Source organism: Noviherbaspirillum sp., from assembly GCF_035254865.1.
In the GTDB taxonomy this organism is placed as follows: Bacteria; Pseudomonadota; Gammaproteobacteria; order Burkholderiales; family Burkholderiaceae_D; genus Noviherbaspirillum.
This window is the reverse complement of record NZ_DATFAF010000021.1, coordinates 1-12,357: the sequence shown is the minus strand read 5'-3', so window position 1 is coordinate 12,357 and position 12,357 is coordinate 1. Positions and strand designations below refer to the sequence as shown.

Sequence of the window (12,357 nt, the reverse complement as noted above, 5' to 3'; positions counted from 1 at the left end):
ATCAGACATGGAAGGCCGCTACTACACCGTCAAGCGAGGTGACTCTTTATGGGGAATCGCCAAACATTTTGGCTACAGCGTCGAACAGTTGGCTGCACGCAACGGCTTGACAGGGAAACGAAAGAAATTGATCGGCATCGGCCAGAGAATCTATCTGCCGGATGGAAAACCGGAGCCGGACTTGTGGCTTGACGTAAAGATTATCGGCTTGAGCAGCAAACCCGTAAGGCACGCCAAAATTCGATTGACGCACGACGGCAAGACGTCTGAAGCGAAAACAGACGAGCAAGGCTGCCTGCACGCACTCTCCATTCAGGATCACGCCAAGGGCTTGAAAATTGAATTTGAAAACATCGAAGGAAAATGGCAATCAATCTTCGACGCGGAGATCCTTCCATTAGGAGAAAAACTCCTGCAAATCAATATCGGCACCGATTTGCTGAAAGACCGAACCGCGCGCAAAGCCGGCCCGACAATCATTCCGGATAAACGTATCGGAGCTGATATCAAACAGCAAACGCCCCAGCCTACTGCAGCAACCAAGTCGTCCCGACCTATACCGGATCTGCCTGCCGCTCCGCTAAAAATGGATTCGCGCACGGACGACGGTGTCCCCGCAACGATCGTCGCCCCATTGTTCGCGAGCGAAAACCTTTATCTCCAAAAGGGGAATGAGAAATTTCGGCAGGCAATTATTGAGTCGGCCAAACACTACCATTTCACTCCGCATGCGCTTGCCGCAATTATTCATGCTGAAGCGGCGAAGGGAGCAGGTGGAGGCTGGAAGGAAGCATCTGCCGCGGGTGGCTCTTCAGCGCGAGGGCTCGGGCAGTTCTTGCCTGCTGCCTGGTTTCAATACATCGCAAAGCCCGGAACGCTGGGCAACGCCGAGGCACTGAAACTAACCGGGGCAACCAAATTGGAAGCCGAAGCAGGCAGTCTCTATCAGGTCGCCGGCTCGAAAAAAAATGAAATCGGCGCGACGATGCGAACAACCATTCTGAGCTGGCGCGATCACGGAGGATATTCAATCGATGCGATTGGTGCATATGCACAAGACAATCTTTTCCACCTCAAGAAGCATGGCATTGATGCTACCAATTTGCCTCCCGATGAACAGGTCAAGGTTGCTTACATAATGCATCATGAAGGGCCGCGAGACGGACTGCTATACCTGCAGGGGAAACTGGGAAAAACTCAATCATCCAAACCCGATAACGTGCAAGAAAAACTCATCAGCCAATTCAGGACAAAAAAAGATGATGGAACAGCCAAAGCGAAGGCACTAGCCGACCGGTTTGGCGGCGACTATGTGAAGGCCTATTATTATTTTCTGGCGAACCATACTGAAACAATGGTTCAGACAAAGAATTTCATGCTGAAGCGTGCAGGATTTAAAGAACGCTCTGTCTACGATATCGTTCATGCCGTTACAGGCATCACTATTGAGAAACCAGTTGATAAATCCCCAGGCCTTCAAAGCACGACCAAAACAGAACCGCCCGCCTCACAAAACAAAATCGAAAAAAACGAAGAAGTTTTACCAACGCTTGGTGTAGGCGGTAACCCCTGTTGGATCGATCCGTTGGATCAATGCGCCATTCGAGTAGGCGGGTATAGCGACAGCGAAAGCAATCCGGAGAGCGCTCGTAGGAAATCATCGTTTGGTGGGCGCGGCGGAAGGCACACAGGAATTGATTTATGTGCAGTTCCTGGCACTCCTGTTAAAGCGGTTGCCAACGGCGAGATCATTTATGCTCGCCCTGGCGCAAACTACGGAAACGTAATCTTGCTGAAGGTGAACGTTAACGACCTTCCGCCGCCTCAAAAGCAATACGTCGAAAGCATTAATCCGAAAGTGCAAGACAATACTGTGTATTTCATGTATGCACACTTAAGCGAATTAAGCGTGACAATCAGCGGCAAGCAACCGGCTATCGTCAACGCGGGGAAGATCATAGGAAAGAGCGGTGACACCGGAAATGCCAAGGGGATGATTGCCGTCGGCCCCTACCGCGCCGAGAAATATGGGGCGCATCTTCATTTTGAAGCTCGTCGTAGCTCAAGCCTAAGAAAAGGTGAAGGGAAATGTTTTGATCCAAAACCATTTCTAAATCATTGCGATTAACAAACACAACTGTTTACCGAAATCATGCGCACCACTCCCAAGAAATTTTGTTTTGTTCTCGCGGCCACTGTATTGAGTGCAGCAGCCTCATTCGCTTCATCACAAAACCCTCAGCCACAAAAGGTTTACACGGAAAAAGAGCGACTCGCTGAAGAAGCAAGAATTCGCAAGGACATTGAGGAAAAACTTGATTGGCGAAACAGAACAAAAGAAACGCTTGATGACTACGACGATGCACATCGAATGTTGTATGGCACATTGAACGAGTCCATTCTGCTGCATCAAGCCACTGGCGAACGATTCGGCATCTTCGAGTCGATCAACGAGAAGACACATACCAAGAGATTGGAAATCCGTCTGCATGAAAAGAACAAGCTGACGGACCGGTTCCTCTCCGGTGCTGTGTATTGCGATACTCCGGCTATTTCAGCAGATAAAGTCACGACAAAGTTTGTTCTCTACCGGGAGGTTTGCTATCGGAATAATGTGCCGAGTCACACGCTATATCTCTTCGATTACGCCAGCCGCAACTTGTATTGGGTTTATACCAATGAAGTTACCTATTCAAGAAAGCCCACCGTCGAGTATCAAAATGGCGCATACACCATACGCTGGAATGTTAGGGTAACTGGGAGTACCAGCGACAGCCGAGTTGTTCGACATTTCAAGATCTCCAAGGACACCAACGGGGAGTGGAGCGTTAAAGATCTGCCACCGATCAATGATGAAACTGATGGCGCCACTCCCGTAGAAAAACTACCTGTCAAGAGTGCCTATGATTTACCTGCCTTCGTGACGGCGTGGGGAAAGCGCTGAAGTTGAAGGAATCATGAAGGATCTTCGTCATATACGACTTACTTCGCTCTTGGGTATTTGCTTGTTACTTCCATCCATCGCGTCGATGGAAGTCAAAATTTTTTAATGTTTCCAGATTCGCCCGCAGACGGCGCTGGTAGCTGTGGTAGTGATCGAGAATGGCGATTAGTCATCCACTACTCGTTAGATGGAGGAAAAAAATTTGACTATTTCCGTTCATGGTTTTTGAGTACCGATCTAAAAGAAGCATTTGAAAAATCCAAACACATTACGGTGACACTGAAAGGCAATCAAATGTTTTTGGGAAATGATATCTACGCATTTTCCCATGACCTACATAAGGGCATGACAGGTGCAGGAAATGTTGTTGAAGGTGGGCCAAAGCTGTACCCCACGCTAAAACACCTTCCGGCCAGGATCACATCACTTGCGACGACAACATTCGACCGAAAGAAATCACAAAGTAAGGATGACGTGCCCTTTCACTCACTGCAATTCCGGCGGAGGAATATTGCGAGGCCATCTAGGCCTTCTGCGCACAGAGTGACCTCAAGCCGCTAAGACCGTGATTTCCAGTTGGCATAAACAACACTGCTCTCTGTCGAGCAATATCGTGTCCCGCCCTGATTTCTGCTCATTATTTCTTATTAAATAAAGCGAGTACCGTCGTTGCTGACTAATGTACGCGCACCATCACGATGAATGGGATGAGCGCAATAGCGCGCGCAAGATCTTGCCCGTCTTCTTACACAGGATCGCGATAATGAAGTATTCAATGCAACGGCGATTACTGCCTTCCGTCGTCGGCTACGTGCCGCTACTGGCGGCAGTAATGTTGAATGGATGTCAGAAACAGGAGCCGGCGCCTCAATCTTCAAGCCTGAAGCGAGAGGTATTAATGGGTGTCGCGTTTCCAGGATGGCAGCCGGTAGAAGAAAAAATGCGACAGATGGTCGTGCTGCCGATGCCAAGCGATACAGGAAATGAAATTGCTCAGAAGGTGCAAGCGCGTGTAGAGCCGATCTATGTTGTCAAACTTGACGAACAGCATGCCGTCATGCTCACACACAGTCTACCTCTTGATGATAGCGGTGAACTGATGGTCTGCCATGCGTGCAGCAATTATGTAGGTGCCTACTTCTTTACCCGCGACGGAGCCGGATGGCGCATGAGTGCGCGCCAAGATAGTGCGGCACGAGTTGGGCTGGAAGGCTATCTCGGCAAGACTGAGATCGTCGAATTCGGCCGTCGAAACTACGCGTTCGCAGCCGAGTGGGCAAGCTGCTGGCAGGGAACCTGCGGCTCCTGGCTTGTGCTTCTGGGCCTTAAGCCCGACCAGGCAAAAATTCTAGCTAAAGGCATCCCCACAGCCGCTCGGAACACGGGGTCGTATCCGGCGTGCGATGAAACAACGGCGGATAAATCAAAAACCGAGACGGTCGACTCAGAACCGGAGCAAACATGTTTTGAGTTCGTAAGCACATGGAAGCCTAGCGGAGAGCGGATGACGGTGCATTTTAGAGGCATGACCTGGGGCACAGGAAAAAAACACCTTCCCGTGGTAATCGATGAAGTTGCAATCTATCGGATCGAGAACGGAAAATTTACCTTAGAAACCGGAAAAAATCCGGTGCCGAAGCTGTAACTGAGGCTTACCGGTTAATGCCGGATCCTCGACCGGGTCGATGCCAGCATGATCAAGATGACAGCGACCAATGCCGTACCCCCACCTCACTCACTCGCCACCCTATTCGCCAATAACACCACACTGTGCCCCTGCACCTCGATCGTCGGCTCTTCCACAATATGCGTCGCGGCCTCCGGTACCGCGCTATTGATCAGCAGATGCCAACGGACGTCAGACGACGGGAAGCTGAATCGAATCGGTTCAGGCCCACCGTTGATGAACATCAGCACTAGCTCCAGCTCTCCATCGACGGCGACGCCCGCCCGCCGCACCGACAGCGCGCGCGCTTCGGAGTTCTGCCATGCCTCTTCCGACAGGCCATGGCCCTGTTCGTCGAACCAGGCGATGTCCGGTACGCCAGGTGCGACTTCCTGGCCATGCAGGAAGCATCGTGACTGCAGCAGGGCGAAGCAGTGGCGCAGCTCCGCGAGGCGTCCGACGTAGGCGGTCAGCGATTGCCCCTCCGGCCTTGTCGCTGCCTTCCAGTCCACCCAGGAAATTTCATTGTCCTGGCAATAGGCATTGTTGTTGCCACCTTGCGTGCGGCCGAATTCGTCGCCGGCGAGAAGCATCGGCGTGCCTTGCGCGAACAGTAGCGTGGCCAGCATGGCGCGCTTCACCTTGTCGCGCAGTTCCCGGATTGCGGGATCGTCGCTCGCGCCTTCCGTGCCCCAGTTCGCGCTGTGGTTTTCGCTATGCCCGTCGTTGTTGTCTTCGCCGTTGGCTTCGTTGTGCTTCTGCGCATAGCTGACCAGATCCTGCAGCGTGAAGCCGTCATGCGAGGTCACGAAGTTGATGGATGCCCACGGCTTGCGGTGGCGCCGGTCGAACATGTCGGCCGAGCCGCTTAGGCGCCTGGCGAGTTCGGGCCGCTGTCCGGCGTCGCCGCGCCAGAACTGCCGGACGCAGTCGCGGAACTTGTCGTTCCATTCGGCGAAGCGCGGCGGATGGTTGCCGAGCTGATAGCCGCCGAGGCCGACGTCCCAGGGCTCGGAAATCAGCTTCAGGCGCGATAGCACGGGGTCTTGCAGAATCGCGTCGAAGAAGCCGGCGCCCGGATCGAAGCCCGTGCCTTCGCGCCCGAGCGTCGCGCCGAGGTCGAAGCGAAAACCGTCGATATGAAATGAATCGGCCCAGTAGCGCAATGAATCAAGCACCATCTGCAGCACGCGCGGATGCGAGATGTTGAGCGTGTTGCCGCAGCCGGTTTCGTCGATGTAGTAGCGTTCGTTGCCGGGCACGAGGCGGAAGTAGCTGCCGTTGTCGAGGCCGCGAAAGCAGATGGTCGGCCCCAGTTCGCTGCCGCTGGCGGTGTGGTTGTAGACCACGTCGAGAAGCACTTCGATGCCCGCCGTATGCAGGCGCCGGATCGCGAAGCGCATGTCGCGCAGTCCGCCGGTGGACAGATAGCTCGGTTCCGGCGCAAAGAAGGACAGCGGGCTGTAGCCCCAGTAATTGCGCAACCCGCGCCCCAGCAGAAATTGATCCTGCAGGAAGGCCTGCACCGGCATCAGCTCGAGGGTCGTCACGCCGAGCTTGTGCAGATGCTCGATGAAGCGCGGATTGGCCAGCGCTGTGAAGGTGCCGCGCAGATCGGCGCGCAAGTCCTCGCGCAACATCGAGATGCCGCGCACATGCGCCTCGTAGATCACGGTCTTCGACCATGGAACGACTGGCCGCCGGTCATCGCGCCAGTTGAACACGTCTTCGACCACGACCGCTTTCGGCATCGCCGCCGCGCTGTCGCGCCGATCGAAACTGAGGTCGGCACGCGAAGAACCGATGCGATAGCCGAACAGCGCGTCGGTCCAGCGCAGCGGCCCCGAGAGCAGACGCGCATAGGGATCGAGCAGCAGCTTGTGATGATTGAAGCGATAGCCGCGCTGTGGTTCGTACGGCCCGTGGGCGCGATAGCCGTAGAGCAGGCCGGGATTGGCTTCGGGCAGATAGCCATGCCAGACTTCGTCCGTGCACTCGGGCAAGGGCAACCGTGCCAGTTCCTTGCGGCCGGCCGCATCGAACACGCACAGCTCTATCTTCTCGGCACTCGCCGAGAACACCGCGAAGTTCACGCCCGCACCGTCATAACTCGCGCCGAGCGGATAGGCCTGCCCCGGCATCAGCCGGTCCGGAATTTCAAAGAACATGCATCAGGCCTCCCGGCGCTTGCGATTGCTGCCTGGACAAACTTCGAGCTGCCCGGTAATGCTATCGTTCCCGCGCGACTGGGATTCGGGGAAATATCAATGGTCCTGACAGACTGGTTCCGAACGACAGCCGGCAGGATTGCCCTGCGGCTTCATGCCTGGTCCGCCGGTCTTATTGGCGCCGGCCCTTGCGCGGGTCGGGCTGGCCGAACTTGATGGGCGATGCGTATTCAGGTCGCAAGCCGCGCACGCTGCTGTACACATCGCGGATGCGTGCGAGGTCGGACTCCAGATCGCCTGACAGCGCGATGTAATCCACCAGGCGCACTTCCTTCTTCTGGTAATCGATGCAGGCGATGCCGAGCGGCACGCCGGCGGTCAGGGCGATGTGATAAAAACCGCTGCGCCAGGTATCGCGGTACTTGCGCGTGCCTTCCGGCGCCAGCGCGAGCCAGTAGTGGTCAGCCTGCTTGATGCGCACCGCCAGCCGCTCGATGGCGCCGGTGGACGCGCCGCGCTCGATCGGCTCGCCGCCCCATGCGCGGAACAAGGGGCCGAGCAGCGCGCCGCACACGCCACGAAACAGAGCTTCCTTGCCGAGCCAGCGGAACGGCACGCCGACACCCCATTTCGCAAACAGGCCGATGACAAAATCCCAATTGGAGGTATGCGGATACACGATCACGACGCCGCGCGGACCGGGCAGGGGGGCGAAATTCACGCGCCAGCCAAACAGGGCCAGTGCCCGGACCGCGAAGCGTTGCAAGGAGGAGGAGACGGAGCGGACAGTCAGATAATGTTCGGCCATGGTGTTCTCGTAGCAGCCGAAATATTATGCCTGTTTACGTACGGAAATGTTTTCGTGCGACTGCCAATATTCGCCGGTGGAGAAACAGGCCTAGCGATTTTTGCCATTCTGGCTCGCGTTCGGCGGACAGGTGGCGCACCGCCACTGGTCCGACCAATTCAATCCTCACCTGTATCCGGCCCGAGGCGGCTGCGCACGTAATCGATATGGGCCTGCATGGCCGTGCGCGCCTCCTCCGGCCGGCGCGCGCAGATGGCGTCGCACACGCTGCGATGCTGCTGCAATAACTGCTCGGGGACGGATACTTCGAGCTCGCGCAGGCCGGCGACGTTGAGGGTGATGTGTTCGCGCAGCATGCTCATGATGCTGCTGTGCAGGTGCAGGAACATGCTGTTGTGCGAGGCGAGCGCGATCGCGTCATGCAGCCTGACGTCGATGCTGGATTCGGTCTCCTTGTCGTCGCTGCTGCGGGCTTGTTCCAGCGCCTGCATCAGGCCGCTGATGCGGTCGATGTCTTCGGCGCTACCGCGTAAAGCGGCGAAGTAAGCGGTCGCTCCTTCCAGTACGCGGCGGAATTCGAGCATGTCTTCCCGCACGGCTGGATGATCGGTAATCAGTTGTCCCCACGGCGAAGCAATACCGGTGCGAAGCTGGTCCGACACGAATACGCCGGCGCCGCGCCGGCTGCGTACCAGGCCGCGCGCCGCGAGTCGCTGGATGGCCTCGCGCACGGTGTTGCGGGACACGCCGTAGCGCTCCGCCATTTCCCGTTCCGAGGGAAGCCGTGCATTGGCCGGAAAGCTGCCGTCCAGCATCGCCGCCTCCAGTCGGCGCATCACTTCCTCTACCCGTCCGCTCGCCTGCCCGCTGCCCATTGCCTTCTCCAATACCTCTTGTTCGCCGGCTGGTCCGACCAATTTGTGTGAGTCGGCTGCCTGCTGGGATTATGCGGGCACAACAAGAAATACGCAAAGACACGCCTCGCTCGACGCCCCGCATCGAGGCTCACAGGAGACGATTCACGCAACACCACCATTCCCGCTGCGCCTTGCCGCCCGGTTCACCCGCCGTGCCGACGCGATCGTCGGCGGAGACCATTCGAACAAGTACCCGCGCAAGGACGCCGCACGCACCGATTCATTGATTGATTTGCTGGAGGAGAGCTTCATGGTTTGGCAACAGGTTTACGACCCATTTGGGAACATGGTCATTTCGACCATGCTGGCGGCGATACCGGTAGTGGTGATGCTGGTGTCGCTGGGTTTTCTGCACATCAAGGCGCATCTGGCCGCTGGTCTCGGCCTGCTGGCGGCATTGATCGTTGCCGTATTTGCGTACGGCATGCCGGCCGCGATGGCAGGCAAGGCAGCCCTGCTCGGCGGCTTCACCGGCCTGCTGCCGATCGGCTGGATCGTGCTCAACATCATCTTCCTGCAGCAGTTGTCGGAACAGAACGGCAGCTTCAAGGTCCTGCAATCCTCGCTGTCGGGCATCACCGATGACCGCCGCCTGCAACTGCTGCTCATCGCCTTCTGCTTCGGCGCGTTCTTCGAAGGCGCGGCCGGTTTCGGCACGCCGGTCGCCGTCACGGCCGGCATCCTGATCGGACTCGGCTTCTCGCCGCTCGCCGCCTCGGGCCTGAGCCTGATCGCCAATACCGCGCCGGTGGCCTTCGGGGCGCTGGGTACGCCGGTCATCACGCTGGCCAAGGTGCACGGCTACGACCTGATGGATGTCACCGCGATGATCGGACGCCAGCTGCCGTTCTTCTCGCTGCTGGTGCCGTTCTGGCTGATCTGGGCGTTTGCCGGCCGCAAGGCGATGATGGAGATCTGGCCGGCGCTGCTGGTCACCGGCCTGTCGTTCGCGATTCCGCAGTACCTGGTGTCCAACTTCATCGGGCCGGAACTGGTCGACATCATTGCGGCGATCGTGTCGATGGTGTCGCTGATCCTGTTCCTGCGCGTCTGGCAGCCCAAGAAAATCTGGCTCTCGCCCAACCTGAAGGGCCATGAGGACGACGGCGGCCACGTGTCTGTACCTGTACCCGAGCCGGTCCAGCACTACTCGCGCGCCGAACTGGTTCGCGCATGGACGCCGTGGGCCATCCTGACCGCCTTCGTGTTCGTCTGGGGTCTGCCCCCGGTGAAGGCCTTCCTGGACAAGCTGTTCGTCGCCAAGTTTCCCATTGAAGGCCTGCACAATCTGATCATGAAGATGCCGCCGGTGGTGCCGAAGGCGCATCCGGAAGCCGCGGTGTATGTGCTCAACCTGCTGTCCGCAACCGGCACCGGCATCCTGCTGGCCGCCATCGTCGGCGCGCTGGTCATGAAATACAAGCCAACCGAGATCGTACGCACTTTCGGGCGCACCTTCTGGCTGGTGCGCTATTCGCTGATCACCATCGTGCTAATGCTGGCGCTGGGCACGCTGACGCGCTTCTCCGGCACCGACACCACGCTCGGCCTGGCGTTCGCCAACAGCGGCGTGCTGTATCCGTTCTTCGGCACCCTGATGGGATGGCTGGGCGTGAGCATGACCGGTTCCGATACCGCATCGAATGTCCTCTTTGGCGGCATGCAGCGCGTGGCAGCCGAGCAGCTCGGCCTGTCGCCCAACCTGATGGGTGCGGCCAACAGCTCCGGCGGCGTGATGGGCAAGATGATCGATGCGCAATCCATCGTCGTAGCGTCCACCGCCACCCGCTGGTTCAACCACGAAGGCGACATCCTGCGCTATGTGTTCTTCCACTCGATCGCACTCGCCGCCCTGGTCGGCCTGTTCGTGACCCTGCAGGCCTATGTCTGGCCTTTCAGCGCCATGGTCAAATAAACAAGGAGAAAAAATGAGTAAACGTATTTTTGCCGCCATCGACGACAGCAGCACCTCGCAAAAGGCACTCGATGAAGCGGTTCGCCTGGCCAAGGCGCTGGGCGCGGAGCTGTGCATTGCGACGGCCATCGACGAAGGCCCGTTGATGCAGCACGGGATGGGAATCGGCACCTTTGTCGACATCGACAAGATGAAGCTGGAAATGCGCCAGGCCAGCATGGCACTGCTCGAGCAGGCGGTCGCCAGCGCGGCGGCGGCGGGTTGCCGGGCCGAGCACATGCTGATCGAACCGGATCAGCGCCGGATCGCGGAAATGATCGCCGATGCAGCCGGTCAGTGGAACGCCGACCTGGTCGTCGTCGGCACGCACGGCCGGCGCGGCTTCGAACGCATGCTGGTCGGCAGCGTGGCGGAGAACCTGGTTCGCATCGCCACCACATCGCTGATGCTCGTCCGGGAGAAATGAGGCAGGCGGAAGCAGGGTGGGTCGCGCATTAGTGTATGCGGGATGAACTTCCGGATGAGGATAGATTCGAGTCCGGCAACTAATCGTGCTTTGTCCCCCAATACACACTCGACAACGGGGCGCCAATGTTTCGGCAGGGTTCTCAGTATATGTGCCGCCGAAGAAAAAACGGGATCGCATCGACGATCCCGTTTTTTACAGCATATCTCCTGCAAAGTTCTCGCTTTCCATTCGCACTTTCTCACGGACTTCTACATGTCGACTGCCACGATGTCGGAAGCCGTCAGTGCTTTCTGCCCCGTGAGCGTGAGGATTTGTACCGCGGCATAAGCTGTATCAGCCCCGTCGCGATCGAAATACAGCGCGCCCGTGGTCGTGTTGTAAAGGAATTCCGGTGCGGTTCCGGTCGCCATCGGTGTCGTGGAGCCTGACAGCAGCGCGATCGCACTCACGACGGTCATTCCAAAGTTACCAGCCACAATCTGGACTTTGTCTGTCCCCGATGTGAAGTCTGAAATGCTGTCAACGCCTTGATCAGGACTGACAAACCTGAAGATGTCGTTACCCGCGCCGCCAGACAAGGTATCGTTACCTGCACCTCCCTCAAGTGTGTCGTTCCCGCCATCGCCAGTCAGATAATCATTGTCCGCGCCGCCGCTGAGCACGTCGTCGCCGTTCAGTCCGTACATGGTGTCAGCGCCACCCTGGCCATACATTACATCGGCACTGATGGTTCCGCTCACGACTTCCCCTGCCGCTGTCCCGGCAAATGCCTTGGCCGTGATGGTGGCAAGATCCCAAATCGTACCGTCATCGAACCTGACTTGCTGCAGCGGGCTGTAGGGATTGCCCGGATTGCTGTCGCCAAAGAAGTAGCTGGCTTTCACCGTATCCGTCGTGCCTCCGATGCTCAGTATCAGGTCGTTGCCCGAGCGGGCCGCATACACCTCCGACGGCAGCACCCCACTCTTGAACTGCAACACATTGAGCTTGGCGGCGGAGATGTCATAGTCGCCGTTGATGGAGTCCTGGCCATCGCCTTTGCCAAACAGGTAGGTGTTGTTGCCGGCGTTGCCGCTCATCATGTCGTTGCCGGCACCGCCGTCCAGAGTGTCGTTGCCGTTGCCGCCCCACAGTGCATCGTTGCCGTCTCCACCGTATAGGGTGTCGTTGCCGTTCTCGCCCTGAATGGCGTCGTTGCCCGTGCCACCGCTGACCACATCGTTGCCGTCGCGGCCATACAGATTGTCTGCACCGGCTTGGCCATTGATGACATCATCAGCAACGGTTCCGGTGATGTTGTCGACAGCGTCTGTTCCTGCAAACACCTTCGCTGCGATTGCTGCCACATCCCAGCTCGTCCCATCCGCAAACACCACTTGCTGGATCGGGTTGTTCGGATTGCCGAGCGTGTCGCTGTAGAAGAAGCCGCCGATGGTGATCTTGTCCGTGGTGCCGGCAATGCTCAATACC

At 57.7% G+C, this 12,357-nt stretch carries 10 protein-coding genes; 6 read left to right on the top strand and 4 right to left on the bottom strand.

Features of this window, described 5'->3' with window-relative positions:
- The first annotated feature begins 7 nt into the window (after positions 1 to 7).
- The 4 genes from VJ651_RS05705 to VJ651_RS05690 all read left to right on the top strand — a co-directional run bounded on the left by VJ651_RS05705 (position 8) and on the right by VJ651_RS05690 (position 4,589).
- On the top strand, positions 8 to 2,128 hold the full coding sequence (locus VJ651_RS05705) for a peptidoglycan DD-metalloendopeptidase family protein (RefSeq protein ID WP_324106508.1): 2,121 nt from the start codon (positions 8 to 10) through the stop codon (positions 2,126 to 2,128).
- A 24-nt stretch (positions 2,129 to 2,152) separates the two neighbouring features.
- A complete protein-coding gene (locus tag VJ651_RS05700) occupies positions 2,153 to 2,944 on the top strand; it encodes a hypothetical protein (protein WP_324106507.1) in 792 nt (263 codons plus the stop codon).
- A 105-nt stretch (positions 2,945 to 3,049) separates the two neighbouring features.
- On the top strand, positions 3,050 to 3,505 hold the full coding sequence (locus VJ651_RS05695; RefSeq protein WP_324106506.1) for a hypothetical protein: 456 nt from the start codon (positions 3,050 to 3,052) through the stop codon (positions 3,503 to 3,505).
- A gap of 202 nt (positions 3,506 to 3,707) precedes the next feature.
- Entirely contained in the window at positions 3,708 to 4,589 is an 882-nt protein-coding gene (locus VJ651_RS05690; RefSeq protein ID WP_324106505.1) for a hypothetical protein, read from the top strand.
- Positions 4,590 to 4,675: 86 nt separating this feature from the next.
- Here the strand turns inward: VJ651_RS05690 and glgX are convergent, their stop codons facing one another.
- The 3 genes from glgX to VJ651_RS05675 form a co-directional block, all read right to left on the bottom strand.
- Positions 4,676 to 6,778, bottom strand: a complete 2,103-nt coding sequence (glgX, locus tag VJ651_RS05685) for a glycogen debranching protein GlgX (RefSeq protein WP_324106504.1) — start codon at positions 6,776 to 6,778, stop codon at positions 4,676 to 4,678.
- Between the two features lie 172 nt (positions 6,779 to 6,950).
- A complete protein-coding gene (locus tag VJ651_RS05680) occupies positions 6,951 to 7,586 on the bottom strand; it encodes a 1-acyl-sn-glycerol-3-phosphate acyltransferase (protein WP_324106503.1) in 636 nt (211 codons plus the stop codon).
- Between the two features lie 158 nt (positions 7,587 to 7,744).
- On the bottom strand, positions 7,745 to 8,461 hold the full coding sequence (locus tag VJ651_RS05675; protein ID WP_324106502.1) for a FadR/GntR family transcriptional regulator: 717 nt from the start codon (positions 8,459 to 8,461) through the stop codon (positions 7,745 to 7,747).
- Positions 8,462 to 8,753: 292 nt separating this feature from the next.
- Between VJ651_RS05675 and VJ651_RS05670 the strand changes: the two genes are divergently transcribed.
- Together VJ651_RS05670 and VJ651_RS05665 are read left to right on the top strand one after the other, a co-directional pair.
- Positions 8,754 to 10,418 carry an L-lactate permease gene (locus tag VJ651_RS05670; RefSeq protein ID WP_324106501.1) on the top strand — a complete coding sequence of 555 codons (1,665 nt, stop codon included), beginning with the start codon at positions 8,754 to 8,756 and terminating at the stop codon, positions 10,416 to 10,418.
- A 13-nt stretch (positions 10,419 to 10,431) separates the two neighbouring features.
- Complete coding sequence (locus VJ651_RS05665) at positions 10,432 to 10,884, top strand: universal stress protein (protein ID WP_324106500.1); 453 nt, start codon at positions 10,432 to 10,434, stop codon at positions 10,882 to 10,884.
- Positions 10,885 to 11,135: 251 nt separating this feature from the next.
- On the opposite strand, the gene VJ651_RS05660 is transcribed toward VJ651_RS05665, so the two are convergent.
- Positions 11,136 to 12,357, bottom strand: a 1,222-nt coding sequence (locus VJ651_RS05660) for a calcium-binding protein (RefSeq protein ID WP_324106499.1), incomplete at its 5' end; no start/stop codon positions are given.

Coding starts and splice junctions, on each gene's coding strand:
- VJ651_RS05665 (WP_324106500.1), top strand. CDS start 10,432: ATGAGTAAACGTATTTTTGCCGCCATCGACGACAGCAGCACCTCGCAA.
- VJ651_RS05695 (WP_324106506.1), top strand. CDS start 3,050: ATGTTTCCAGATTCGCCCGCAGACGGCGCTGGTAGCTGTGGTAGTGAT.
- VJ651_RS05675 (WP_324106502.1), bottom strand. CDS start 8,461: ATGGGCAGCGGGCAGGCGAGCGGACGGGTAGAGGAAGTGATGCGCCGA.
- VJ651_RS05705 (WP_324106508.1), top strand. CDS start 8: ATGGAAGGCCGCTACTACACCGTCAAGCGAGGTGACTCTTTATGGGGA.
- VJ651_RS05690 (WP_324106505.1), top strand. CDS start 3,708: ATGAAGTATTCAATGCAACGGCGATTACTGCCTTCCGTCGTCGGCTAC.
- VJ651_RS05700 (WP_324106507.1), top strand. CDS start 2,153: ATGCGCACCACTCCCAAGAAATTTTGTTTTGTTCTCGCGGCCACTGTA.
- VJ651_RS05680 (WP_324106503.1), bottom strand. CDS start 7,586: ATGGCCGAACATTATCTGACTGTCCGCTCCGTCTCCTCCTCCTTGCAA.
- VJ651_RS05670 (WP_324106501.1), top strand. CDS start 8,754: ATGGTTTGGCAACAGGTTTACGACCCATTTGGGAACATGGTCATTTCG.
- glgX (WP_324106504.1), bottom strand. CDS start 6,778: ATGTTCTTTGAAATTCCGGACCGGCTGATGCCGGGGCAGGCCTATCCG.